The organism is Candidatus Oscillochloris fontis (assembly GCF_004138135.1).
GTDB classification, from domain to species: domain Bacteria; phylum Chloroflexota; class Chloroflexia; order Chloroflexales; family Chloroflexaceae; genus Oscillochloris; species Oscillochloris fontis.
Genome location: NZ_RYFD01000013.1, coordinates 59,218 through 84,360, shown reverse-complemented (window position 1 = coordinate 84,360; position 25,143 = coordinate 59,218). Strand labels below are relative to the sequence as shown.

At 59.6% G+C, this 25,143-nt stretch carries 20 protein-coding genes; 15 read left to right on the top strand and 5 right to left on the bottom strand.

Annotated elements, in window-relative coordinates; translation table 11 throughout:
- Positions 1-242 precede the first annotated feature (242 nt).
- The 3 genes from EKD03_RS07320 to EKD03_RS07310 all read right to left on the bottom strand — a co-directional run bounded on the left by EKD03_RS07320 (position 243) and on the right by EKD03_RS07310 (position 2,665).
- Positions 243-1,520, bottom strand: a complete 1,278-nt coding sequence (locus tag EKD03_RS07320) for a glycosyltransferase family protein (RefSeq protein WP_129629109.1) — start codon at positions 1,518-1,520, stop codon at positions 243-245.
- 278 nt (positions 1,521-1,798) lie between these two features.
- On the bottom strand, positions 1,799-2,125 hold the full coding sequence (locus EKD03_RS19050; protein ID WP_161569208.1) for a tyrosine-type recombinase/integrase: 327 nt from the start codon (positions 2,123-2,125) through the stop codon (positions 1,799-1,801).
- A 63-nt stretch (positions 2,126-2,188) separates the two neighbouring features.
- Positions 2,189-2,665: a hypothetical protein gene (locus EKD03_RS07310; RefSeq protein ID WP_129629107.1), complete on the bottom strand. Its 477-nt coding sequence runs from the start codon at positions 2,663-2,665 to the stop codon at positions 2,189-2,191.
- 401 nt (positions 2,666-3,066) lie between these two features.
- Here EKD03_RS07310 and EKD03_RS07305 point away from each other — a divergent pair, with 401 nt between their 5' ends.
- From EKD03_RS07305 to EKD03_RS07290, 4 genes are all read left to right on the top strand, one after another.
- Positions 3,067-3,333, top strand: a complete 267-nt coding sequence (locus tag EKD03_RS07305) for a helix-turn-helix domain-containing protein (protein WP_129629105.1) — start codon at positions 3,067-3,069, stop codon at positions 3,331-3,333.
- Between the two features lie 46 nt (positions 3,334-3,379).
- Entirely contained in the window at positions 3,380-3,613 is a 234-nt protein-coding gene (locus EKD03_RS07300; RefSeq protein ID WP_174842830.1) for a type II toxin-antitoxin system HicB family antitoxin, read from the top strand.
- Positions 3,600-3,785 (top strand): type II toxin-antitoxin system HicA family toxin, encoded by a 186-nt coding sequence (locus EKD03_RS07295; RefSeq protein WP_129629103.1) that lies wholly within the window; start codon positions 3,600-3,602, stop codon positions 3,783-3,785. The genes EKD03_RS07300 and EKD03_RS07295 overlap by 14 nt, the downstream gene beginning before the upstream one ends.
- 250 nt (positions 3,786-4,035) lie before the next feature.
- A complete protein-coding gene (locus EKD03_RS07290; protein WP_129629101.1) occupies positions 4,036-4,872 on the top strand; it encodes an IS5 family transposase in 837 nt (278 codons plus the stop codon).
- Positions 4,873-4,887: 15 nt separating this feature from the next.
- Here the strand turns inward: EKD03_RS07290 and EKD03_RS18800 are convergent, their stop codons facing one another.
- Positions 4,888-5,274: a hypothetical protein gene (locus EKD03_RS18800; protein WP_238613430.1), complete on the bottom strand. Its 387-nt coding sequence runs from the start codon at positions 5,272-5,274 to the stop codon at positions 4,888-4,890.
- Positions 5,189-6,115, bottom strand: coding sequence for a bifunctional DNA primase/polymerase (locus tag EKD03_RS07280; RefSeq protein WP_129629097.1), 927 nt, complete (start codon positions 6,113-6,115; stop codon positions 5,189-5,191). Before EKD03_RS07280 ends, EKD03_RS18800 begins: the two co-directional genes overlap by 86 nt.
- A 344-nt stretch (positions 6,116-6,459) precedes the next feature.
- Between EKD03_RS07280 and nadA the strand changes: the two genes are divergently transcribed.
- The 11 genes from nadA (at position 6,460) to EKD03_RS07225 (ending at position 25,060) form a co-directional block, all read left to right on the top strand.
- Positions 6,460-7,431 (top strand): quinolinate synthase NadA, encoded by a 972-nt coding sequence (gene nadA, locus EKD03_RS07275; RefSeq protein ID WP_129629095.1) that lies wholly within the window; start codon positions 6,460-6,462, stop codon positions 7,429-7,431.
- Positions 7,432-7,448: 17 nt separating this feature from the next.
- Positions 7,449-9,077 (top strand): L-aspartate oxidase, encoded by a 1,629-nt coding sequence (gene nadB / locus EKD03_RS07270; protein WP_129629093.1) that lies wholly within the window; start codon positions 7,449-7,451, stop codon positions 9,075-9,077.
- A 15-nt stretch (positions 9,078-9,092) separates the two neighbouring features.
- Positions 9,093-9,938, top strand: a complete 846-nt coding sequence (gene nadC / locus EKD03_RS07265; protein ID WP_129629091.1) for a carboxylating nicotinate-nucleotide diphosphorylase — start codon at positions 9,093-9,095, stop codon at positions 9,936-9,938.
- A gap of 69 nt (positions 9,939-10,007) precedes the next feature.
- On the top strand, positions 10,008-11,351 hold the full coding sequence (locus EKD03_RS07260) for an SWIM zinc finger family protein (protein ID WP_129629089.1): 1,344 nt from the start codon (positions 10,008-10,010) through the stop codon (positions 11,349-11,351).
- Positions 11,352-11,698: 347 nt separating this feature from the next.
- The gene (locus tag EKD03_RS07255) at positions 11,699-13,288 is read left to right on the top strand and encodes a DUF5691 domain-containing protein (protein WP_129629087.1); all 1,590 of its coding nucleotides are present in this window, start codon (positions 11,699-11,701) and stop codon (positions 13,286-13,288) included.
- Positions 13,289-13,303: 15 nt separating this feature from the next.
- Complete coding sequence (locus EKD03_RS07250) at positions 13,304-14,380, top strand: ATP-binding protein (protein WP_129629085.1); 1,077 nt, start codon at positions 13,304-13,306, stop codon at positions 14,378-14,380.
- Between the two features lie 104 nt (positions 14,381-14,484).
- The gene (locus tag EKD03_RS07245) at positions 14,485-16,167 is read left to right on the top strand and encodes an IS1182 family transposase (RefSeq protein ID WP_338030933.1); all 1,683 of its coding nucleotides are present in this window, start codon (positions 14,485-14,487) and stop codon (positions 16,165-16,167) included.
- A 71-nt stretch (positions 16,168-16,238) separates the two neighbouring features.
- A complete protein-coding gene (locus EKD03_RS07240) occupies positions 16,239-18,467 on the top strand; it encodes a DUF5682 family protein (protein WP_129629083.1) in 2,229 nt (742 codons plus the stop codon).
- Positions 18,468-18,911: 444 nt separating this feature from the next.
- Complete coding sequence (locus tag EKD03_RS07235) at positions 18,912-20,132, top strand: CpaE/TadZ family protein (protein WP_129629081.1); 1,221 nt, start codon at positions 18,912-18,914, stop codon at positions 20,130-20,132.
- A gap of 15 nt (positions 20,133-20,147) precedes the next feature.
- A complete protein-coding gene (locus EKD03_RS07230; protein WP_129629079.1) occupies positions 20,148-23,594 on the top strand; it encodes a response regulator in 3,447 nt (1,148 codons plus the stop codon).
- Positions 23,595-23,908: 314 nt separating this feature from the next.
- A complete protein-coding gene (locus tag EKD03_RS07225) occupies positions 23,909-25,060 on the top strand; it encodes a VWA domain-containing protein (RefSeq protein ID WP_129629077.1) in 1,152 nt (383 codons plus the stop codon).
- Positions 25,061-25,143 lie beyond the last annotated feature (83 nt).

Here is a 25,143-nt window from a genome sequence, read left to right as displayed (position 1 = left end):
GGTGAGGTGCTGTTTTTTCATGCCACCAGTCTAAGTGACGTGGCGATAGAACACAAGAGGTCTTAATTTACGGACTATTAAATTTACCAGTAAAGAATTCCTCGAATACCTGACTTGAACCTATCCATTGAGATTCATCACGATGAAATTCGGTCTTTCCTATACCTAGAAAATAGGATACAGCTAGGATGGTGATTAAGATTAATGAAATTAAGATATCAAGGAATTGTTTTTTATTCATATTATATGTCATTACGAATGTTTGTCTTATTCTGAAAATACTGATGCAAATAACTTAATAAAGACCCAACCCCAATAGAGATGATAATCATCTCAAAGAAAATCGGAAAAAGATAATAACGTTCCCAGTCAAGCGGTGTCAGTAGAGCAGGGAAGACAACCAGAAACCCGACAACGAGGAGCGATAGGCTTACGATACCTGCTGGAGTATTCAATCTGTAGTGATATATGTTCTTGATTACAAAAATCAATCCTACGATAAACAAAAATGTGTTAACAATAATACCATTCCGAGGCATAATTGGTGCATATGTTGAGAATATACGTTCCGGGACAACACGTAGTCGCTCCGTTAAGCTATCAATATGTTCCTCTGAGAATTTTACTTGTTGCTCTTCCATTTCATGGATGCGTTGGTTGAGCATGTTCTGGGTTCGTGCTACTGGATCGGGCCATAGGTATGGGTTTATGCCAACAAAGGTGATTGATGAACAAGCCACAACAACGAAGAGCGATATTACACCTAAAGACAACTTCTGAGATAACGTTGCTTGATACTTGATGAAAATCATAATCGCCAAGAACAAGCCAATCAAACCAACTGATAATCCATTCAATTTAGCATTCCCAGCCGCTCCAATACATATACCTAGACTAGCCATGAGGATCAAGAGTTTTGTTTTCCAGTAATCAATCGTTTGTTGGCGCATAAGAAGTGAAAGTATGAGATAACAGAGACCGAGAACAAGTACAATACAAAATAATAATATTGATTCCCCCATGGCGCGACGCAAGTGAAGTAAAAAATAGGCATTGGTGATGCCGAATAGGAGCCAGGTATATCCAGATGTGACGCCTGCTGCGTTCCTGATCAAGCTAAAGAGCATCGAAAACGACATGATCGCCAATATTGTCATCGGTAATCGTGACCACCAGAGCAAACTGGGCGATGGCATCGCTCCTCTTTGTGCATTTTGTTCTGCTGTGAGTGCAAAATTCCATGTTTTATTAATATCACCCCATGTATGGCCACCTAATTTACGCCCAAGGCCAATAAAATAACGAGCAAGCGGTGGTTGAGTCAAAGTCCAATAGGATTCATCAAAATAGGGTGAATTGAACTTGGCTGTAAAATACTCTTCAAAGACCTGACTTGAACCAATCCATTGTGATTCATCAGTATAAAACTCAACATCGCCAATTTTATATATATAAGAGAAAATTAAAGCAATAATAAGGATAGATGATACTAGATAATTACGAACAAAAGAAAATTTCATACCATAAAAACCTTCAAATATACCACAAATCTATACCGTATGCAATTGTAATACGATGAATGACATCCGTCAAGATATTGAGGTCAGTCGAGTACCAGGGCATGTGCAAAATCCTTGAGGCTGCGCAGCCGCCCCCGCACCCCCACCGGAGGTGACTTTGCACATGCCCTGAGTCGAGCACTTAATGTCTTGACAACACTGCTTATGTAGCCCGTTCATTGCTTCCTGATGCGGTGGTATCGCATATTGTGAGTCGTGGGTGTGAGTCGTTGGCATATTTATCCCCTCCGTAAGCGGGCTGATAGGCTGGCAATGGCGGTAGCTTGACTCTCATGCAGTGCGTGTGCATACGTCCGAACGGTGATGACCGCGCTGCTATGGCCAAGAATGGCCGATACCGTAGTAACGGCCTCACCAGCGGCTATCATCAAGCTGGCGGCTGTGTGGCGTAGATCATGAAAGCGCATTTGGGGAAGCTGGGCTACTTCTCGGATGCGCTTGAAGTGTGTCCAGATGCTCGATGGGCTAAGGGGTGCGCCTACGGTGTTGGTGAAGACCAGCCCGCCATGCGTGGTGAAGGGATCACGCCATGCGCTCCCTAGCAAGAGTCGTTCTTCGGCTTGTTTGGCGCGGTGGGTGCGGAGTTCGGCGATCAGATCGCTGTCAAGTTAAAGTGTGCGCTTCCCGGCTTCCGTCTTTACCGGCTGTAGGCGTAATACCATCTTGGTTTTTGCGGTTTGGTCTGGGTTGGGGATGTACTGTAATTGGCGCTCAACGCGCAGCGATCCCGCAACCATGTCTACCGATTCCCACGTCAGGCCGGTTAGCTCCACTTCACACATCCCTAGGATGGGGATAAGCCCGCGTGAGTCGGGGTGTCGTTCGTGACGAAAGCGGAAGAGCGCAATCATTCCCCACGCAGTCAGCAGTCCCAGCGCAATCAGGGCGGCCAACGGAAGGATGAGTGTGAGCACTCCAGCGGCGAATGTTTCAATGGGGGCGAGTTCGCGGGTGCGCTCAATAGCTAGTATTTGGCGCTCATAGCGCACTGGGTCAAAGGAATCGGGAATCGCCATACGTACCAGGATGATAAGACAGATAAGCACGGCACTAGCCGTAATAAGCCTAGAAAAGAGCTTGCTCATCTTGCGCCACCTTCTAGTGGGCGCAGGAGACGGCCAATAAGGGTAACGATCACTCGTTCCTCATTCCACTCGGATGGAAGCGCAGTGGTGTGGAGTCGTTCGTATTCGTTCATCGCTGCGGCTTCTTGCTTGAGCAGGATGACCAGATCGTTAGGGAGTTCGATAGTATAGCGTTTGCGCCTGGAGGAAGTGGTAGAATGCCGTTTAGTAGCCATTGGAAGTATGCTCCTTTGGTTGCTAGTGAAGCGGTAACCCTAGCGGGGGTTGCCGCTTCGTTGTTTCTAGGCTATCAGTATTGTAACTAATAATGTCAGTGTATATCAATACAATTACTTGATAGTCGCTCTATTTTTTGCTAATATTGTTTCTGTGTACTAAAATTCAATCTGTGCGGAGGTTTTATGCAGGACTCACTTGTGATCAAGAGCGACCTAAAATACTTCTTAGCGCAACTCAATGCAGAGCGCATCAGGCGGGGTGAGAAGGCGCTTACGATTCGCCAGATTGCCGAGGAAACAGGGCTTGCAACCTCTACGCTAACCTCCCTTACCACGAACAAGGCCAAAGGTATTCAATTTGAAACACTAAGCGCCTTGTGCCGATACTTCAAGGTTTCGCCGCAAAAAATCTTGAAGTATATTCCTGATAAAGACGAGGAAGCATGGTGATAGGCCGAGGGCGATTTGCACCAGGCCGAAGAAAGGGTGGCGCGACATGAACCTAACAGCGGTGTTTGTTGAGGTTGAGGGCGGCATAATGGCATGGATCGAGGAGATGGAAGGGGTAGCGACGCAAGGGGCTACCCTAGCCGAAGCCCGCGAGAACTTGCTTGATGCCTTGGCTGAGACGTTAGAGGCACGGCGCGAACTGGCACGCCGGAAACAGCAGGGGAATGCTATTCTGAGCCGTGAGGCGCTGCCATTTGGGGGTCTCAATGCAGCGGCGTGAACTGATTCGCCATTTGGAGAAGCAGGGCTGTGAACTCTTGCGCGAGGGTGGCCGCCATACGATCTACTACAACCCCAAAAATGATAAGACGGCGGCTATTCCTCGTCATCGTGAAGTCTTCGATGCCTTGGCCCGGCGGATCTGTCGGGATCTTGAAGTATCTGAACCCTAGGCAGCGAGCTATCTGGGGCTATTGGTTGCTCTCAGACGGCTTCTTGTGCCTTTTTTTGTGTCTTACGGGCTTCACGGCGTGCTCTATCATACGCTCGCCGACGTTCCTTTGCTTGCCGCTCCCGCTCTTTTATCACAATCCAACGCGCCTCGCGCCCCATCAACTCTAAGAGGTAGTATTTAATTACATCGTGCCGCTTGCCATCTGCGGTATCATGAAAGGAGAACGTGGCTGAGTCAAGGAGGCGGGTATGAAGACGCGCTATCAGCCCGAAGCACCGCTGGAGGACCAGCAAACCTATCCGTCCGATCTGACCGAGGCCGATTGGCAACTGGTGGCACCGCTCGTCGACCAAGGCCCGCATCGGCGCGGCAGACGGCCCACCGTTGATCGCCGCCGGGTCTTGAATGCGATCTTCTATCGGTCGCGCACCGGCTGTCAATGGCGGTATCTGCCGCACGACTATCCGAATTGGCATACGGTGGCGACCTGTTTCCGCACCTGGCGTCTGGATGGTCGGCTCCAGCAGATCCAGGATGCCTTACGGGAACGGATACGCACACTGGCGGGGAAAGCCCCCGTGCCGACGGCGGCGATTATCGACACCCAAAGCGTCAAGACGACCGAAGCCGGCGGACCGGAGCGTGGCTATGACGGTGGCAAACGGGTGAAGGGCCGCAAGCGCCATGTGCTCGTTGATACCTTGGGTTTGCTGCTGGTCGTCCTCGTGCAGAATGCGGCATGGTCGGACAGTCACGGGGCCAAAGACGTGTTGACGAACGCAAAGCGCCGCTTTCCCACCATCCGCAAGGTCTGGGCCGATGGAACCTATCGGGGCAGCTTGTTGGCGTGGGTGCACCCGCATTGTTCCTTCGATCTCGAAATTCGGCTGCGGCCCGACGAGCGGCCCGGCTTTGTGCCCGTTCCCCAACGCTGGAAAGTCGAGCGCACCCTGGGATGGCTCAACCGCTATCGGGTCTTGAGTAAGGATTATGAATACGCGCCTGACTCCAGTGCCACTTGGGTTCTGATCGCCTCGATCCAGATGATGCTCCGCCGTCTCCACCAGTCGCTCGCGGAACCATGAGCGAATAATTAAATACTACCTCTCACACGCCATAGCCCAACGTGCCAGAGTGCGGCGGGCATCGGTATCTTCGATCTGGGCGGCTTCGGCATAGATTGATCGCACCACCTTGCGAGCCATCTGGTAGATCGCGCCGGTGTCATCTTTAGCCCAATGGGTGCCATTCCACACGAACCATGCGCCCCACGTATGCACATAGCACACTGTATGGCCAAAGAGACGCCTGAATCGTATGGCGTTACCTAGATCGGTAGCTTTGGGTGCTACGTCATCAGGTTGTTCATGGTGGGGTGATGGAGGTTTGCTACCACTAGGCTCAGTGTGTGTGTTGGCCGGGGCGTAGCGTTGGTGTAGGGCTTTGGCAGCAGCTTTGAAGTTCCCCGCATGATTTGAGCAGCGCATAAACCGTAAAGGGCTGATAGGCTTTCTCCGGCTCAAATGGGGCGCAATTTGAGCTAAAGGGGTAGAAAACCCCAGGCGCGATATGCCCATAGGTGGCATGAATATGGCCTCGCGTTCCACCAGGCCGTGTGAGCATTACGGTATTCCCCTGCTTACGGGCGATGCTCCAGCCCGCATGCAACAGCAGATCCAGGGCTTCAGTTGTGCCGCCATTGTTGTTGTAGTGATCGCCGGGGCGCATCCCATTGGGGCCATGTCGATCTGGGGGCAGATCAACCATGCGATGGAGCGCACGCGCACATGCTAATACCATTTGGCGTTCGTGCGGGGTGATCTCTGGTATCTGGGCATAATCGCCCTGTAGCAGCGTATAGCCAGGACTAGGGGCGATCTGCACCTGCCCACCGCTACCGCGTGTTTCAATGAGGGTGATCGCCCGCGCTTTTTCGCTTTCTGTTGGTGGCCGTTGGGCTAACTTCTGGTTTGCTCCCACCTCGGTGCAGCGGTAGAGGTAGTGCCGTCCCCCGCTGCGGGTACGAACAATGACCAGCTTCGCTAGGACATCGGGGGCGTTTGCGGCCAATAATTCTTCATACTGAAGGTGTAGATCATCGGGCTGGGGGCCATCCCACGCCTTTGTATCAACATCAATGACTTCGATCCCGTTGCCGGTGCGTAACCCTAGCGCACCACCCCGGCGAATATGCCGTTCAAGGGTTGTCAGGCTGAAGTTTTGTTGCTCCCACGCCTTGAAGCCAACGGGGTATTTTGCCTTGGCATCATTGGGTAAAAGTGGCAACCCAGCAGCGTGATAGGTTTGAGCCGCATGCAGAAGGTTCATTGCGCCCCCCTTGCTGTGTGCAACGCATGTGAGTCATTGGAGGGCAACGAAGGGCAATCAGGGGCACACGAACGGGTGTTTGCTTGCGCATCAGGAAGCGAAAAAACGCGATGTGCGTTTTTGGACGTGTTTACCTTAATGTCTTGACAACACTTACTAGCCGTCGTATACTCTCTCTACTGCTAATTGACATGCCTGGCCGTGGGGCCGTTTTTTTACACGGGGCCATGGTGTAAACAGTACACTATCCTTGTGACGGCAACACGGTTTTCTTTCAGGCATATATAGTGTTTAATCAACACTAATAACCCGGCATCAAGCCAGAGTTAAGGGAAGGTAAAGCAATGACCGTCGGTCTCTACCACATGGCCCCGGAAGCGGCGCACGATCTGATCGCGGAGATCAATCAGCTTAGGGTCGAGCGCAATGCAGTGATCCTGGCGCATAACTATGAGTATGGCGAGATTCAGGATCTGGCTGATTTTGTTGGTGATTCGTTGGGGATGGCCCAGTTTGCCGCCCAGAGCGAGGCTCCAATCTTGGTGGTGTGTGGGGTGCATTTTATGGCCGAGACCTCGGCGATTCTCTCGCCCGAAAAGATAGTGCTGATCCCCGATCCTGAGGCGGGGTGTTCGCTGGCGGCTTCGATCACTGCCGAGCAGTTACGTGCGTGGAAGGCTGAACATCCAGGGGCGGTGGTAGTGAGTTATGTAAACACCACCGCTGAAGTCAAGGCCGAGAGTGATTATTGCTGTACCTCCGGCAATGCCGAGCGGGTGATCCGGGCTATTCCTGAAGATCGCAAGATTCTCTTTTTGCCCGATATGTTCCTGGGCAGTTATCTGCGTCAGACCACCGGGCGCGATATGGAGATTTGGGCCGGTGAGTGCCATGTGCATGCGGCGATTAAGCCCGCGATGGTGGATCAGCAGCGTGCTGCGCGCCCCAATGCCGATCTGCTTATTCACCCGGAGTGTGGCTGTGTGACGAGTACGATGCACTATCTCGCTACGGGCAAGATTAGTGCTGAAGGTACCCACATCCTCTCCACCGAGGGCATGATCCGCCACGCGGCCCAGAGTCCTTTCCGTGAGTTTGTGGTGGCAACCGAGATTGGTGTTCTCCACCGCATGCGTAAGATGAATCCTGACAAGCAGTTCTTCCCGATTGATGAGTCGATTTCGTGTCCGTACATGAAGCAGATTACGTTGGAGAAGGTGCGCGACTCGTTGCGCGATCTGACCCATCAGGTGACGGTTGAGCCGGAGTTGGCCAACCGTGCCCGCACGGCGATTGAGCGTATGATTGCGCTGTAGTTGGGAGGAGAGGCATCATGATGGGGCAGACACCACGCTACGTCCTGGCAACGCAGCCACGGGTGGCCCGGGTGGAACGGGTGGGGGTGTTGGTGATCGGGGCGGGGGCGGCGGGTTTGGGTGCTGCGCTGGCGGCTGCCGAGCGCACCGATGTGACGGTTCTGGTGCGCGGCGCACTGCCGGAGAGTAATTCGGCTTTGGCGCAGGGTGGGATCGCAGCGGCGCTCGATCTGCACGATTCGCCCCAGTTTCATGTTGAGGATACGCTGGTGGCGGGGGCGGGTCTGTGTGATCTCGATGCGGTGACGGCCTTGGCTTATGATGCCCCCGGCATGATGCGGGAGTTGGCTACGTTGGGGGTGCCTTTTGCGCGCCAGCCGAATAGTCAGTTTGCCCTCGGTCTGGAGGGGGGCCACTCGCAGCGCCGGATTGTGCATGTCGGTGATGCAACCGGCCTCGCGGTTATTCAGGTGCTGATCGCGCAGGTGCTGGCCCATCCGCGCATTCGGGTTTGTGAGGGCTGGCAGGTGGCCGATCTGCTCGATCTGGGTGGCCAGGTGGTTGGGGCTTTGGCCTGTGATGCGGCGGGGGCGTGGACGCGCTTCTTCGCTGATGCCACGATCTTGGCCAGTGGAGGTACCGGGGCACTCTATGGCCTCACGAGCAACCAGCCGACGGCCTTGGGTGAGGGGATTGCCATGGCCTACCGTGCCGGGGCTGAGATTGCCGATATGGAGTTCGTGCAGTTCCATCCTACGGTCTATCGCACCAAGGCCGGGCGCGGGTTCCTGATCACTGAAGCTGCCCGCGGTGAGGGTGGGGTTTTACGCACCCTGACCGGGGAGCGCTTTATGCCCGCCTATGACCCGCGTGCTGAGTTGGCTCCGCGTGATGTGGTGACCCGTGGGATCTATGCAGCGCTGCGCCGCACCGGCACCGACCACGTGCTGCTCGATCTGACGCACCTGCCGAGTGATCTGATCACGAGTCATTTCCCGACTATTCATGCTCGTCTGCTTGAGGATGGAATTGACATCACTACAGAGGCAATCCCGGTCGCTCCGGCGGCGCATTACCTGATGGGTGGGGTGCGTACTGATCTCTTTGGCGCTACCAACCTCCCCGGCCTGTATGCGGTGGGTGAGGTGAGTTGCACCGGGGTTCACGGGGCTAACCGGCTGGCGAGTAACTCCTTGTTGGAGTGCCTCGTTTTTGGTCGCCGTGCTGGGCGGGCGGCTGGTCGCCAGGAGGTGCGCAGCCGTATGCCGGAGGTCGCACTACAATGCTTGGAACGCACGGCTCCGGTTACTCCAACCTGGCGCGATGATCTGGCCGCGATTATGGTTGCCGCTGCTGGGCCGCTGCGCGATGGTGCCGGTCTGGCACGCGGGCAGACGGCGTTGTTGCAGCGCCCGATCCAGGCCGATCCCGATCAGCCGGATGCGATTACCGCCGCGAATGCGACTCTGGCGGCGCGTCTGATTGTGGAGAGTGCGCTGCTGCGCCAGGAGAGCCGGGGCGGCCATTTCCGTAGCGACTTCCCGCAGACTCGTGAGGAGTGGCATGCCCATACGCTGCTCCAGCGTAGTCGTGCGCCGCAGTTGGTGGGAGTGATCGCGCCCGGAATGGCCCACGCAGCGGATTAGGATAAGGAGACCCCCATGGATCTAGCTCCCCATATTGTTCACGAGATTGTGGCGCGTGCCTTGGCCGAGGATGTTGGCACTGGCGATCTGACCAGTTTGGCGGCGATTCCCGCCGCTGTTCACGCCGGGGCGACGTTTGTGTTGCGCGAACCGGCGGTGGTGTGTGGCCTGCCGGTGGTGCAGGCGGTCTTTGCGGCGCTTGATCCGGCTCTAGAGGTGCGCGTTTTGGTGGATGAGGGTAGCCACGCGGCCGCAGGCACCCCGATTGCAAGCGTCTCTGGCCCGGCACGCGCGATTGTCAGTGGGGAGCGCGTGGCGCTCAATCTGCTCCAGCGTATGTGTGGTGTGGCGACGCTCACCGCGCGCTATGTCGAGGCGGTGCAGGGGACGCAGGCGCGGATTCTGGATACGCGCAAGACGACGCCCGGTTTGCGGGCGTTGGAGAAGTATGCGGTGCGTATGGGTGGTGGCACCAACCACCGCTTTGCGCTCTATGATGGGGTGATGTTGAAGGATAACCACCTCGCTATCCTCGCCGCGCAGGGCTTCGGGCTGGCCGAGGCGCTGCGCCGTACCCGCGCTGCGGTTGGCCCGATGGTGCGGGTTGAGGTGGAGGTGGATACGCTAGAGCAGGTTCAGGTGGCGGCGGAGGCCGGGGCGGATATGATTCTGCTCGATAATATGTCGCCTGCGGATCTGCGCACTGCGGTGGCGATTATTGCGGGCCGTGCGCTGTGTGAGGCGAGTGGCGGGATTACCCTGGCTACCATCCGTGCCGTGGCGGAGAGTGGGGTGGATTATATCTCCGTGGGCGCATTGACCCATTCGGCACGGGCGGTGGATATTGGGCTGGATATGTGACATCCACTGTCACACTGATGTGTTACCATAAACCTGCCAGATCCGCCATGCTGAGGACGACAGGCCACCATGTCATCACCACTCACGACCGAGCAGGTTCTTGCGTTGGCTCCCGATGCTGCTTCGGCAAAGGCGGGACGTGGCTTGGCCACCCCGCACTCGTGGGTCGCGGTTAGTCGGGATGCGCAGGCGGTCTGGGGCGAGTGTCAGGGGAGTGGCAAGACTCCCTATCAGACCCAGATCGATCTGCGTGGGCCCGCGTTCCGTTGCTCATGTCCGAGTCGCAAATTCCCCTGTAAACACGGGTTGGGGCTGCTCCTGCTGTTGGCGGCGCAACCCGATCTGGTGGCACCGGCCACACCGCCCGCGTGGGTGGCCGAGTGGTTGGCGAGCCGCACCCAGCGCGAGGAGCAGCAGCAGCGCCGCCAATCCACCGTTGATGATGCCGCCGCTGTACAGCAGCGGGCGGCGAAGTCCGCGAAGTCGGCAGCGGCTCGTGATGCCAAGGTGCAGGCCGGGATGTCTGAGGTGTCGCGCTGGCTGCGCGATCAGGTGCGCGCGGGGCTGGCCGGGATTCCGGCGCGTAGTCCGGCGGTCTTTGATCGTATGGCGGCGCGTATGGTGGATGCTCAGGCTCCCGGCGTGGCGCACCATCTGCGCGAGATGGCCACGATTCCGGCGAGTGGCGACGGCTGGCAGGGGCGGCTGCTGGAGCGCATGGCGCGGCTGCATGGCTTGGTGGAGGGCTATGCGCGCCTCGATACGCTCAGTCCGGATATGCAGGCTGAGGTGCGACAGGCGGTGGGCTTTGCTCTGAAGCAAGAGGAGGTCTTGGCCGGGGCGGGCCAGCGCGACCGCTGGTTGGTGCTGGGTCGGGTGGTCGAGAAGTATGATGATCGCCTTGATGTGCAGCGTACTTGGTTGTGGGCTGAGGCGGCGGCACAGCCCGCCTTGGTACTCGATTTTAGTCCGACAGGTAAACCTTTCCCGTCTAGCCTCGTGCCAGGGACGCAGCTTGATGCCGATCTGGTCTTCTACCCCGGTTCTTTGCCGCTGCGGGTGCTGGTGAAACAGCGTGATGCCACCACCCAGGCGACCTTCTTCCCCTCCAGCGACATTCATACCGCCCTCGGAACCTATGCGGCGGCGCTGGCGCGTTGCCCGTGGCTCGAACGCTACCCGCTCGCGCTTGGCCCGGTGCAGTTGGCGCTGACGCCAGAGGGTTGGGTGGTGTACGATCAGGCGGGGCGTAGTCTGCCGTTGCGCCCACAGTTTGCGCGGGGTTGGGAACTCTTGGCGCGTAGTGCGGGCCAGCCCTTCAGCCTGAGTGGCGAGTGGGATGGTGATTGGTTGACCCCGCTTTCGGCGTGGGTGGGTGGGTTTGTTGATCTGGTTGCTCCGAACATCCCGTAGGGGCGAAGCATCGCCCCTCCAGTGCGCGGGAAACCGGTGGCATGTTCCACAGGCGATGCTTCGCCCTCGCGGTCATGATGGGACATCACGGGGGATCACGGGGGATCACGGGGGATCACGGGGGATCACGGGGGATCACGGGGGATTACGGGGGATTACGGGACATCACGGGGCATCACGGGGCATTACGGGGGATCACGGGGTATCACGTAGGGGCGAAGCATCGCCCCCCAGTGCGCTGGAACCCGGTGGCATATTCCGCAGGCGATGCTTCGCCCTCGCGGTCGGTGGCATATTCCGCAGGCGATGCTTCGCCCCTACCTGCCGTTGTATGGAGGAGACGCCCGATGCCTGCAACTGCCCTCGATCTTACACACACCCCGGACTGGGCCGATCTGGTGGCCGCCGCCCTGTTGGGTACCGAGCGCCGCCCGCCGACGCTCCCGGCTGCGTCGGGGGCGTTGGCGCAGCGCCTTGAACGCCTCGATCCTGCCGCCGATGCGGAAGCAGCGCTGCTCAGTGCCTCGGCCTTGGTCGGTCTGTACCGCCGCGCCGGTTGGTTGCCCGCCGCAACCTCGGCCACGCCCTTCCCCCTGGCTCCTGCCGATGATCGGCCTGTCTGTTCGCCCCAGGCGGCATGGCATCTGGCCCAGATGCTGGCCGGGAAGCATACGGTCGCGTTACCCGAATGGCTGGCCGCTCTCGCCGCCCACCAGCAGACGCCCCCGCCGGAACTGTTGCCCGTGCTGCTCAGTTATGGCCACACGCGTGCCGGGATGCGCGCGGCGATCATCCCGGTGCTGGGTACACGCGGGCGCTGGTTGGCCAGCCTGAATCCAGAGTGGGACTATGCACTGCTGGGTGATCAGACGTTGAGTGATGCCGAGATCACCACGCTGTGGGAGACGGGTTCACATGCGGTGCGGGTGGCGCTGCTGGCTCAGGTGCGCAGCCGCAACCCCGCCCAGGCGCGGGATCTGCTCATCACCACATGGAGTAGCGAGCGTGCTGATGAGCGCCTTGCTCTGCTCAAGACGCTGGCCGAGGGCTTGAGTATGGCCGATGAACCCTTCTTGGAGCAGGTGTTGGATGATCGCTCCGAGCGGGTGCGCAAGGCGGCAGCGGCACTGTTAGCCGAGTTGCCTGCATCGCGGCTGGTGCAGCGCATGGTGGATCGGCTCACCCCGTTACTGCACTGGACACCAGGGGTTGGCCCGCGCCTGCCCGGTGTGGGCCAGATCAAGAAGCCGAGCCTTGAGGTGCGTTTGCCAGAGGAGTGTGACGCGGCCATGCAGCGCGATGGGATCGTGCTCAAGCCGGTGAGCAAGAAACTGGGCGAACGTGCTTGGTGGCTCAACCAGATGCTCGAAGTGGTGCCGCCTGCGGTCTGGGCGGCGGCTTGGGGCGCAGTGCCGCAGGAGATCCTGGCGGCGAAGATCAGCCGCGAGTGGCGCGGCCTGCTGGTGGGTAGTTGGGCCGAAGCTGCTCGCCGCTCCCACGATCTGACCTGGCTGGAGGTGCTGGTCGATCTGGCCCAGAATGGCGAGAAGGCGCTCAGTCTGGAAGAACTGCTGCCCGCGCTGCCGCCCGCCCGCCGCGAGGCGCTGGTGTTGGCGCTGCTCAAGGGTGGCGAGGCGTTACATGGGGAAAGCCCCGTGCTGGCGCTGTTGCGCATGCTGCCTGCGCCGTGGAGCTATGCGCTATCACGGGCGCTGCTGAAGGTACTGGGCCAACGGCTACGCCAGATGAATGCACAAGACTGGCATCTACGGGCGGCGCTCGAAATTTTTGCCCAGCGCATCCCCGCCGATCTCGCCGCTGAAGCAATAGCCCAGATCACCAACGAGATGCGCGAGTTGCCCTATTGGGGCGCTAGTATCAGCGAGTTTGAGGAGTTGTTGGCCTTCCGTGATGAGATGCTGCGAGCATTGAGCTAAAAGGAGATCCTCCCTATGTCCAACCGCCTGCGTGAGCATGCCGAGCATCAGTATGCCGAGGAGTTGCGCGCCCTCGCCGCCCACGATACCCGCCCGCGTCCGCCCGGTTGGAACCTCTCGCCCTGGGCGGTGGCGACCTACCTGCTGGGGGGCGAGTTGCCCGATGGCACGCGCATCGAGCCGAAGTATATCGGTAGCCGCCGGGTGATCGAGATTGCGATTGCGACTCTGGCTACAGATCGTGCCCTGCTGCTGATCGGTCTGCCCGGTACGGCTAAGAGTTGGGTCTCGGAACATCTGGCCGCCGCGATCTCCGGCGATTCGACGCTGCTCATCCAGGGCACAGCGGGTACCAGTGAGGAGGCGATCCGCTATGGCTGGAACTATGCGCGCCTCTTGGCCGATGGCCCCTCGGCGGCGGCGCTGGTGCCTAGCCCGCTCATGCGCGCCATGCAGGAGGGTAAGATCGCCCGTGTCGAGGAGTTGACCCGTATCCCGGCTGATGTGCAGGACACCCTGATCACGATCCTCTCCGAAAAGACGCTGCCCATTCCAGAGCTGAATAGCGAGGTACAGGCGATCAAGGGCTTTAGCGTCATCGCCACCGCCAACGACCGCGACCGGGGGGTGAACGATCTTTCGAGTGCGCTCAAGCGGCGCTTCAATACGGTGGTGCTGCCGCTGCCCGACACGCTCGACGAAGAGGCCGACATTGTGCAACGCCGCGTGGCCAGCCTGGGTGTCGCGCTCGAACTGCCCGCCGAAGCCCCGGCACTGGCCGAGATCCGCCGCATTGTCACCGTCTTCCGCGAGTTGCGCTCCGGCCAAACCGCCGATGGCAAGACCAAGATCAAGTCGCCCAGCGGCACCCTCAGCACCGCCGAGGCCATCTCGGTGGTCAACAGCGGCCTCTCGCTGGCGGCCCACTTTGGCGATGGGGTGATGCGGGCGGGCGATGTGGCATCGGGTCTGGTTGGCGCGGTGATCAAAGACCCGGTGCAGGATCGCTTGGTATGGCAAGAATATCTGGAGACGGTCGTTAAGGAACGTGAGGGCTGGAAGGATCTCTACCGGGCATGCCGGGAGGGGTAACGTCATATTTTGGCACCGTCGCCCAGCCCGTAAACGATACTGCTGGGCAATTCGCGATGAGCGGGCTTCTGCGTTGACACGCCTGCTACGATGGTCGCATCGGTATGGTATTTTCGCCCACAGGAGGTGCGCTCATGACTCTTGATCCAACCCTCTGGTATGTGATTCCGGACGCAACGGTGCGGGCCGCGAAGCGCGCCTTTCCGAAGGGGAATCGCTATATGACCATGTACGACACCCTTGGGCCGATCTTTACCAACCCGGATTTTGCCGACCTGTATCCCCGTCGTGGGCATCCCGCTGAGGCGCCTGCCCGCTTGGCGCTGGTGCTGGTCTTCCAGCAGATCGAACACCTGAGTGATGCCGATGCCGCTGAGGCCGTGCGCGCCCGCCTGGATTGGAAATACGCGCTCGCGCTGGAGATCGACGACCCCGGCTTTGATTCCACCATTCTGGGTGATTTTCGTACCCGTTTGCTGACCGCCGGTGCAGAATCTCGGCTTTTGACGATCATGGTGGATACCCTGGTCGACGCGGGTCTCGTGCGCACCCGTGGGCGCCAACGCAGTGATTCGACCCATGTCCTGGCCAACCTGCGCCAGCTCACCCGCATGACCCTGGTGGCCGAAACCATGCGCGCCACCCTCAATGCCCTCGCCGATACGCACCCGACGTGGCTGGCGGCGCACCTCGCCCCGGACTGGGCCGAGCGCTACGCGGTGCGCGTCGAGGAGTATCGGCTGCCCAAGGCCGCCGCCGACCGGCAGATCCTCGAAACGACCATCGGTCAGGATGGCTATGCCCTGCTGGATGCGGTCGCGGCAGCCGATACCCCGCCGGATCTGCGCCAGAATCCGGCGGTACAACTCCTGCGCCAGATCTGGCTGCAGCAGTACTATGGACCGCACGACGTGCGCTGGCGCAGTGAGGACGATCTGCCGCCCCATGCCCAGATGATCCGGTCGCCCTACGAAACCGAGGCCCGCTTCGCCACCAAGCGCCAGACCACCTGGACGGGGTACAAGGTGCATCTGACGGAGACATGTGATGACGATCAGCCGCACCTGATCACCAACGTGGAAACGACCCCAGCCACGACCAATGATGTCTGCGTCACCGACACGATCCATACCCATCTGGCCGCACGGAACCTGCTGCCGCAGGAGCATCTGCTGGATAGCGGGTATATGGCCGCCGAGGTGCTCGTGACCAGCCAGCAGCAAGGGGTGGATGTGATCGGGCCAGTCCTGGGCGACACGAGTTGGCAAGCCCGGCAGCCGGATGGCCTGGATATCCGCTGTTTTGTGATTGATTGGGACGCCCAGCAGGTGACCTGCCCCGTCGGGAAGCGGAGCGTGCGCTGGTCTCCGCGCACCACGCGTGCGGGAGCGAGCCAGGAGGTGATCGGGGTTCAGTTCGACCCCGATGATTGTCAGGACTGTGCGTTGCGCGCGCGCTGCACGCAGGCGAAAACGGGGCCACGGACGATGAAACTGCGCCCACGCGACCAGCACGAGACCCTCCAAACCGCTCGGCAACGCCAAGTGACGGAGGCGTTCACGCAGATGTATGCCGCACGAGCTGGCATTGAAGGCTGCCTGTCGCAAGGCGTGCGCGCGTTTGGATTGCGCGCTTCGCGCTATCGGGGACAAGCCAAGACTCATGTGCAGCACATCCTTATCGCGATTGCAATCAATATCGTCCGGGTAGTCGCCTGGGTGCAAGGCATCCCGCGTGCGACTACCCGCCAGTCATCCTTCGCCCGCCTCGTGGCGTCCCTCGGCTGAGCGGGTCGCTGAGCGCGAATTGCCCAGCGGTATCGTTTACGGGCTGGGTACGTTTGAAAAAGGGAGCTCCGGTGGCAACACACCACATCTTCGGCATTCGGCACCACGGCCCCGGCTCGGCGCGGAGCCTGCGCTTGGCTCTGGAGGCGTTGCAGCCCGATGCCATCCTGATCGAAGGCCCGCCCGATGCTGAGCCGGTGCTGCCACTGGTGGCGCATACCACCATGCAGCCGCCCGTGGCGCTGCTGGTCTATGCCGCCGAACGCCCGCGTGATGCGGTCTTTTACCCCTTTGCAACCTTCTCGCCGGAGTGGCAGGCGATCAGCTACGGGTTAGAACAGGGGTTGCCGGTACGCTTCTGCGATCTGCCGCAGTGGCACCAGTTGGCGCAGGTTGAAACCGAGGCAGCCGACGAATCCTCCACTGCCCCCAGCGCTGATCCGCTGGCGCTGCTCTCCGAGGCGGCGGGCTTTAGTGATCGGGAGCGCTGGTGGGAACAGATGGTCGAGCAGCGCCGCGAACGCGGCGATCTCTTCGCCGCCATCCTCGAAGCGATGGCGGCCATCCGCGCCGAATCGCCGTCCCCCGATCCCCACGAGGCGCGCCGCGAGGCGTGGATGCGCCAGACGATCCGCGCCGCGCTGGCCGAGGGCTACCAGCGGGTGGCGGTGGTGTGTGGGGCGTGGCACGCCCCGGCCCTAGTTGATCTGAAGGACAAAAAGGGCGATACGGCACTGCTCAAGGGCTTGCCCAAGATCAAAACCCAGGCTACCTGGGCACCCTGGACCTACAGCCGCCTCGCGTATACGAGTGGCTACGGAGCCGGAATCGAGTCGCCGGGCTGGTACGAACACCTCTGGCACAACCACGAACATGTGGCCAGCCGCTGGATGGCGCGGGTGGGGCGCTTGTTGCGGGCGCAGGATCTCGATGGCTCCTCGGCGCACGCGATAGAGGCGGTGCGCCTCGCCGAGAGCCTGGCCGCGCTGCGCGGTCGTCCGCTGCCCGGTCTGCCGGAGATGAACGAGGCGTGTCGGGCGGTCTTCTGTTTTGGCAGCGATCTTCCCATGCAACTCATTCACTCCGAGTTGATCGTGGGGGAACGCATGGGCGCGGTGCCCGAAGAAGCACCGAGCGTGCCGTTGCAGCAGGATCTCCAACGCGAACAGCGCCGCCTGCGTATGAAGGTGAGTGCCACTGAGGAAAAACTGGAACTCGATCTGCGCAAGGATACCGACCGCGAACGCAGCCACCTGCTGCGCCGCCTGAGTCTGCTCGGTATTGGCTGGGGTGAACTGGATAAGGAGAAGAGTGGCGGCACCGGCACCTTCCGTGAGACGTGGCGGCTCCAGTGGCGCCCCGAACTGCATGTGGCGCTGATCGAAGCCGCGATCTGGGGCAATACGCTGCGTGATGCGGCGGGCAACCGGGCGCTTGAGACGGCGCTCCACGCCCCCGAACTGCCCGATCTGGTGGCGGTGCTCAATCAGGTACTCTTGGCCGATCTGCCCGAAGCGGTACCACCACTGATGGATCTGCTTCAGGAGCGCTCGGCGCGTACATCCGATGTGGCCCAGTTGATGGACGCACTGGTGCGCGAAGATCGCATCACTCGCACCAGTTTGGTGGCCAGTATGCGCTATGGTGGCGTGCGCCAGACCGACAGCGCCGCCCTCGCACATGTGGTGGATGGGATGGTGGCCCGCATCTGTATCGGGTTGGCGGCGGTGTGCAGTTCCCTGAACGACGATGCCGCTGAGGCCATGTTCGGGCGCATCATCGCGGTGGCGGCGGCGCTACGCCTCTTGCAGAACACCGAACACCTGGCCGCATGGTACCAAGCGTTGCGCCGCGTGGCCGACATGGGCGGGGTGCATGGCTTGGTTGGTGGACGCTGCTGCCGCCTGCTGCTGGATGCTGGCGAGATTGATGCCAGTGAGGCGGCCCGCCGGGTCGGCCACGCCCTCTCGCAGGCTGCCGAGCCACCCCAGGCGGCGGCGTGGGTCGAAGGGCTACTGCGGGAAAGCTCGGCCCTCCTGCTCCACGACGATCTGCTCTGGGGTATCCTCGACACCTGGGTCGCCGAACTCCCCGCCGACACCTTCCAGCCCATCCTGCCGCTCATCCGGCGCACCTTTGCCACCTTCCCCCCCGCCGAGCGCCGCCAACTGGGCGAACGTGCCCAACGCAGTAGCGACGCAAGATATTGCATCGCTACATGCGTCTCTACATCGCCGGAATTTGCATCCGAACGTGCAGATCTTGTATTACCGTTTTTAGACCGGTTATTGGGGTTGTAGCGACGCAATATCTTGCATCGCTACGCCTGGGGTGGGAATGGGTAGGGGCGAAGCATCGCCCCTATGGGTATGGTGGGGCACCCCTGGCGGGGCGGGGGTTCATGGAGGGGCGAATCCGCATTGGCGTTCGGTTAAGCGTCCTCTTGCGCCCCGGTTTTTGACCGCAGAGAACGCAGAGGAAGAACCATAGGTCGTAACCACAGGTAGCGCAAAATCCATCCCTCTGCGTACCTCTCAGTGTCCTCTGCGGTTGCTATGGTGTACCACCGAGGATGATGCTCTCCGTAACCGAATGCCTATGGGGCGAAGCATCGCCTCCCAACATGCGTGGGGTGCCTCCGGCCATCCGGTGGGCGATGCTTCGCCCCTACTATACAAATGATCGCCAAAAACTGGTATCATATATAACACTGAAATCATTACCTAATCCTGAAAGTATTTACTATGGCGCAACGTATTCTGGTGGTAGACGACAGTCCTATCAACATCAAGGCGGTGGCTCTGGCGCTAGAGGCAATTGGCTACGAGATCCTCGAAGCGACCGATGGGCGTATGGCGCTGGATATGGCGGCTGAGTCGCTGCCCGACATGATCATCCTCGATGTGCAGATGCCCGAATTTGATGGCTACGAGGTCTGTCGGCGGCTGCGCCGCCAGCCCGCCTTTATGACTCGCCCCATCATGATGCTGAGTGCCAACAATGCACTGCACGAGCGGGTGCAGGGGCTGGAGGCCGGGGCCGATGACTATATGGCCAAGCCCTTTGAGGCCGAGGAGCTTCAGGCGCGGGTTAAGGCGCTGTTGCGGCGCGCCAACCCACCCCCGGCTATTACCGCGACTGCGCAGGGCAAGATGGTAGCCTTCTTCTCGCTGCGTGGCGGCGTAGGCATCTCTAGCCTCTCCGTCAACCTTGCCGCCGGACTCAACCAGATCTGGGGTGGTGGCAAAGTCGCACTGGCCGATATGGTCTTTACGGGGGGCCATAGTGCCCTGATGCTCAACCTGCCACTGCGCACCAGTTGGGGCGATATGGCGAGTAAAGCACCGGATCATATTGACGAAGAGATCGTAAACCAGGTGATGCTCAGCCATGCCTGCGGCTTGCGGGTTCTGCCAGCGGCTCCCCGCCCCGATCAGAATGAACTCATTACCCCAGCGCATGTCTCGCGAGTGATGCAGATCCTTCGCGCCAAGTATGACTATACGATCATTGATGCGCCGCATAATTTCAATGAAACGACCTTAGCCGCACTTGATGGAGTTGATCAGATCGTGTTGGTGCTGGCCCCTGAGATCGGTTCGATTGTAGCGACGACGTGTGCCCTTGATGTCTTTGATCAGCTCGGCTATCGCTCTGACAAGATCACCCTTCTGCTCAACACCACCTTTGAACGCGGTGGCATTGCGCGCAAGGACATTGAGACCGCCTTGCGTCGCCCGTTAGGTATGATCATCCCCTATGCTGCCGACTTCTTCACCAATGCACTCAACCGGGGTGTGCCGCCAGTGTTGGATATGCCCACCAAGCCCTTGGGTGGTTTGCTGGAAGAGTGGGCCTTCTCCTTCAGTACCGAGGAGGATGGCAAGCGCCCGGTTGAGCGACCATCACCCGCATTGCAGCGGGTCTTGCAGCGGCTTCAGCAGCGGCGTAAAGGGCGGGCATAAACAAGGGAAATCTCAATGGCACCCTTTGGCAAATCGCGACGCGCACGCGCTATTCAGGCGGATGTTGCCCGATTAACCCGCGCATTGCAAGCTAGTGAGGCGCGTTTGGCGGCATTGCAGCGCGAGATCCGCCATCAAGCCGATCTGCTGGCCCACCTGGAGCAGGTGCGTAGTGCTATCGGTCAGGCCGATACGATTGATACGATTGTCCAAGTGGCGGTCGAATCATGTGCGCTCACCCTCGGCTACCAATCAGTAGCGATCTATATGATCGAGGCTGATGAACTGATTCTCAAACATGCGCTCAATCAACCCCTACCGCCAACCCGCAATCTGAGCCATAGTATGCCGCTGGGCCATGTGATCACAACAACTGAACCGCTCTTTATTCCCGATACCCGCAGCAGCCCTATCGCCCTCGATCTGGCTGCTGATGTTGGGACGGCAATCACGACCCCGCTGTTGGTGAGTGGCACTGTGGCTGGGGTGCTGCATGTTGAGCACCCTAGTCCGTATGCGCTCGATAGTGATGATTTCAATCTACTCCTGCGTCTGTCTGATCATATCGGGAAGGCAATTGAACGTACCCGTCTGCGCGGCGACTTACAGCGGGTGGTGCGTGAGACGCTCGCACTCAATCGGGTGATGAGCGCGATCTCGTCGGCTAGCGATACCCGCGAGGCGCTCCAGCGTATCTGCGCCGATATGGCCGAGGCGTTCAATGTGCCCCAGGCGCTCTGCGCCCTGCTCAATGCCGACCGTACCTCCCAGATGGTGGTGGCCGAGTATTCAAGCGATAACGAGCCATCGGTGATCGGTTCGGTCATCCCGGTGCGCGGCAACCTACTCACCCAAGATCTACTCGCCCGCCGCCAGCCGGTGGCGCTCTCGAACCTGCCGATGCGTCAGCGCCGCCGTGAGAATCACGCCTCCACATCCGATCCTCAAGATATGATCTCGCTGCTGGTAGTGCCAGTGCTCGTGCATGACGAACTGATCGGCACAATTGGCCTCTCTTCCACCGAGTCGCACCTCTTTACGACGGAAGATATTGCACTCGCCCAACGCCTCTCCACAACGATTGGCCAAGCGCTCACTAATCTGCGCCTCAATGAGGCGTTGCAGAGCGAATTACATGAACGTATGCGGTTTGAAGAGGCGTTGCGCCAGTCTTCCGCCCGCGTCACCAGTATTCTGGAGAGTATTGCCGATGCCTTTTTTGCGGTTGACATGGAGTGGAGGTTCGTCTATGTCAATGACGAAGCGGCGCGCCTACTGGGCCAACCTGCTGCCAGCCTGATCGGCCAATCCATCTGGGATTCGGCTGCCGACCGGGTGGGCTTGCTCTATGCCGAACTCTATACCCAGGCCATGGAGAGCCTCAAACCGATCCGCGACGAGGTCTATTTTGCACCGCTTGATGTCTGGTTAGCCATGCGGATCTATCCCTGGTCGGATGGCTTGGCGATCTATATTCAGGATGTGACCGCTGCGCATGCGGCCCAGGCGGCCTTGATCGAGGCCAAGGAGGCGGCGGAACACGCCACGCGGGCGCGTAGCGAGTTCCTGGCCAACATGAGCCACGAGATCCGTACCCCGATGAATGGGGTGATCGGGATGACTGGGTTGATGCTCGATACGCCGCTCAATGAACGCCAGCGCGAGTATGCCGAGACGATCCGTTCCAGTGGCGAGAGTTTGCTGACGATTATCAACGATATCCTGGATCTCTCGAAGATCGAGTCGGGGCGGATGGAGCTTGAACAGCAGCCCTTCGAGATCCAGGAGTGTGTCGAGTCAGCACTCGATCTGGTGGCCCCTACCGCCTTTGCGAAGGGTCTCGATCTGGCCTACCTGATCGCCCCCGATGTGCCGACGATGCTGCTGAGTGATGTGACGCGGCTACGCCAGATTCTGGTCAATCTGCTCGGTAATGCCGTTAAGTTCACTCAGCATGGCGAGGTCACACTTCATGTGAACCGTTGCCCAGATTTCGACCTGGAAGCCGATCAGGTTCGTCTGCTGATCGAGGTTCGCGATACCGGGATCGGGATTCCCGCTGATAAGCGCGACCGCCTCTTCCGTGCCTTTAGCCAGGTGGATGCTTCGACGACCCGTACCTATGGCGGAACGGGGTTGGGGTTGGTGATCTGTAGGCGCTTGAGTGAGATGATGGGCGGTGGGATCAGTGTTGAGAGTAAGTCGGGGCAGGGCAGCACCTTCCGGGTTGAGATTGTGGCCGGGGTGGGCAGTGAGGAAGATATCTATGCGCTCGACATGGATCTGGCTGGACGCCAAACCCTGATTGTTGAACCAAGTGCTACCCGCCGCGAGATGTTGAGTTATGCGGCAAGTGGCTGGGGGATGAGTGTCTATGCCGTCAGTAACTGTGTGGAAGCACTTGAACTCATTGCGCGTGGGAGTCGTTTTGATCTGGCACTTCTTGATGCAACGTTGCATACTGCTGATGGATCACCGCTGACATTGGCGTTGCGCCGTCTTCCTGATGGAGCCGATCTGCCGATTATTCTTATTTCCGATCTGAATACGAATAAATATTCTTTTTTTCCTAACATTGCATGGCATTTGCGTAAGCCGATCAAGCGCCGCATGCTCTACCGTGCGCTCCTGGCCGCCGTCGGGGCTACCGAAGGTCTGGACTATGCTCAAGAGGTATCGGTGCCGCCGGAACCATTCACCGATACGCGCCACAGTCTGCGCATCCTGCTCGCCGAAGACAATGCGGTCAATCAGCGCGTGGCCCTGCGGACCCTGGAGCGCCTCGGCTACCGTGCCGATGTGGTTGGCAATGGCCTTGAGGCGATAGAAGCGATCGCACGTCAGCCCTACGATCTGGTCTTGATGGATGTCCAGATGCCCGAACTGGACGGACTCGAAGCCACACGCCAGATCGTTGCCCGCTGGCCCGCCGATGTACGCCCGCGCATCATCGCCATGACCGCCAACGCTATGCGCGGCGACCGCGAGCGCTGCTTGGCCGCCGGGATGGATGACTATATCAGCAAGCCGGTGCGGATCGAAGAGTTGGAACTGGTGCTGAAACAACATACCCTCAGTGAAGTTTCCTTCGTAGCGCCGGAACTTCCTCATGAAGATTTGATCATCGATCTGAAAATGATTGAACATCTCCAACAGAGTCTTGGCGGGGGCAACCCGACAGTCCTGCATGAGTTTATTGATCTCTTTAGTCTCGAAACTCCCAAACTGATTGCTAGTCTGGCCCAGGCTATCACGGATCAACAACCCGACCAGATTCGTCTGGCCGTCCACACGCTCAAGTCCAATGCGGCGCTCTTGGGAGCCATGGCGCTGGCGGAATTGTGTCGCACCTTGGAGGAGGATGCACTGCATCCGCCGATTACGAACCTCACCGAGCGGTACGATCAGATCTGTGCATGCCACGCTGAGACGATGCAGGCATTAGCGGAGCTACGGTTGTGACGTAAAGTCTTGCACCAACTACCCGCCGTTGGCTTCGGCAAACTCAGCTTCGACAGGCTCAGCCACCGCCAACTCCATGGCAGGCGATGCTTCGCCCCTACGGTAGGGGCGAAGCATCGCCCACCAACGTGTTCGGGTTCCCTTGCTCCATGGCAGGCGATGCTTCGCCCCTACGGGATGATCGGGGAACTTGACCGTTCCATCGGGGCACATGGTAGGGGCGAAGCATCGCCCGCCAACGTGTTCGGGTTCCCTTGCTCCATGGCAGGCGATGCTTCGCCCCTACTGTTCTATCACCACGAAAGGTCATCTTTATGCAGCCTGAGAACGAACGCCTACGCCGCTGGCGCATGATCCTCGGTGGCGGCCCCGCCGATGGCACCGGGATGAGCCTGAGTAAGCCCGATCAGCAGGTGGATGCCGCGCTGCAAGCGCTCTACGACTCGGATCGCACGGGTGGCCTCGGTAGTTCTTCACCCAACGTGGCGCGTTGGCTGGGTGATATTCGTGGCTACTTCCCCGCCTCGGTCGTTCAAGTACTGCAACAGGACGCCCTGGATCGCCTCAATCTGCGCCGCATGTTGCTCGAACCCGAATTGCTCCAAGCGGCTGAACCGAATGTCCACTTGGTGGGGAGCCTGCTCGCATTAAGCGCGGCGCTCCCCGCTCAGACCCGCGAGACGGCACGGGCCGTGGTGCGTAAGGTCGTCGAGGCACTTATTCGTAAACTCGCCAACCCCACCCGCCAGTCGGTGATGGGCAGCCTCAACCGCTCGGTACGCAACCGCCGCCCGCGCCACAGCGAGATTGACTGGCCACGCACCATTCGCGCCAACCTGCGCCACTACCAACCCGCCTACCGCACGGTCATTCCGGCCACCCGGATTGGCTACGGGCGGCGACGCAGCGCCCTGCGCGACATCATCCTGTGTGTGGATCAGAGCGGCTCGATGGCCTCCTCGGTCGTCTATGCCGGGGTCTTCGGGGCCGTCCTCGCCTCCTTGCCCGCCGTCCAGACCCGCATGGTGGTCTTTGATACCGAGGTGGTGGATCTGACTGAGGAACTGCGTGATCCGGTGGATCTGCTCTTTGGCCTGCAACTGGGTGGCGGCACCGACATCAATTTGGCCCTGGGCTACTGCCAGAGCCTGATCCGGCGGCCCCAAGAGACGATCCTGGTGCTGATCAGCGATCTCTATGAGGGTGGCAACCAAGAAGAGATGCTACACCGGGCGGCGGCGCTGGCCGGGGCGGGGGTACAGGTGATCGCCCTGCTCGCGCTCAGCGACGACGGTGCCCCGGCCTACCACCATCATAACGCGGCTGCCTTGGCCAGTATGGGCATCCCCTCGTTCGCCTGCACCCCCGACCTCTTCCCCGACCTCATGGCAGCGGCGATCAATCGCCAAGACCTGGGGCGCTGGGCGGCCAGCCACAATATTGTGGCGGCGCGGTCATCCGTTTGACACATCCTAGCCCCTTCAGTACAATCCATAGTGGGAGGAAACCCCTTCCCGCCATTGATTGATACCTTTTTGGGGGCTGCGGC

Bases quoted from the DNA above. Each gene is read 5' to 3' on its own strand.
- EKD03_RS07320 (WP_129629109.1), bottom strand. From the start codon at position 1,520: ATGAAATTTTCTTTTGTTCGTAATTATCTAGTATCATCTATCCTTATT.
- EKD03_RS07310 (WP_129629107.1), bottom strand. From the start codon at position 2,665: ATGAGCAAGCTCTTTTCTAGGCTTATTACGGCTAGTGCCGTGCTTATC.
- EKD03_RS07305 (WP_129629105.1), top strand. From the start codon at position 3,067: ATGCAGGACTCACTTGTGATCAAGAGCGACCTAAAATACTTCTTAGCG.
- EKD03_RS07300 (WP_174842830.1), top strand. From the start codon at position 3,380: ATGAACCTAACAGCGGTGTTTGTTGAGGTTGAGGGCGGCATAATGGCA.
- EKD03_RS07295 (WP_129629103.1), top strand. From the start codon at position 3,600: ATGCAGCGGCGTGAACTGATTCGCCATTTGGAGAAGCAGGGCTGTGAA.
- EKD03_RS07290 (WP_129629101.1), top strand. From the start codon at position 4,036: ATGAAGACGCGCTATCAGCCCGAAGCACCGCTGGAGGACCAGCAAACC.
- EKD03_RS18800 (WP_238613430.1), bottom strand. From the start codon at position 5,274: ATGCGCTGCTCAAATCATGCGGGGAACTTCAAAGCTGCTGCCAAAGCC.
- EKD03_RS07280 (WP_129629097.1), bottom strand. From the start codon at position 6,115: ATGAACCTTCTGCATGCGGCTCAAACCTATCACGCTGCTGGGTTGCCA.
- nadA (WP_129629095.1), top strand. From the start codon at position 6,460: ATGACCGTCGGTCTCTACCACATGGCCCCGGAAGCGGCGCACGATCTG.
- nadB (WP_129629093.1), top strand. From the start codon at position 7,449: ATGATGGGGCAGACACCACGCTACGTCCTGGCAACGCAGCCACGGGTG.
- nadC (WP_129629091.1), top strand. From the start codon at position 9,093: ATGGATCTAGCTCCCCATATTGTTCACGAGATTGTGGCGCGTGCCTTG.
- EKD03_RS07260 (WP_129629089.1), top strand. From the start codon at position 10,008: ATGTCATCACCACTCACGACCGAGCAGGTTCTTGCGTTGGCTCCCGAT.
- EKD03_RS07255 (WP_129629087.1), top strand. From the start codon at position 11,699: ATGCCTGCAACTGCCCTCGATCTTACACACACCCCGGACTGGGCCGAT.
- EKD03_RS07250 (WP_129629085.1), top strand. From the start codon at position 13,304: ATGTCCAACCGCCTGCGTGAGCATGCCGAGCATCAGTATGCCGAGGAG.
- EKD03_RS07245 (WP_338030933.1), top strand. From the start codon at position 14,485: ATGGTATTTTCGCCCACAGGAGGTGCGCTCATGACTCTTGATCCAACC.
- EKD03_RS07235 (WP_129629081.1), top strand. From the start codon at position 18,912: ATGGCGCAACGTATTCTGGTGGTAGACGACAGTCCTATCAACATCAAG.
- EKD03_RS07230 (WP_129629079.1), top strand. From the start codon at position 20,148: ATGGCACCCTTTGGCAAATCGCGACGCGCACGCGCTATTCAGGCGGAT.
- EKD03_RS07225 (WP_129629077.1), top strand. From the start codon at position 23,909: ATGCAGCCTGAGAACGAACGCCTACGCCGCTGGCGCATGATCCTCGGT.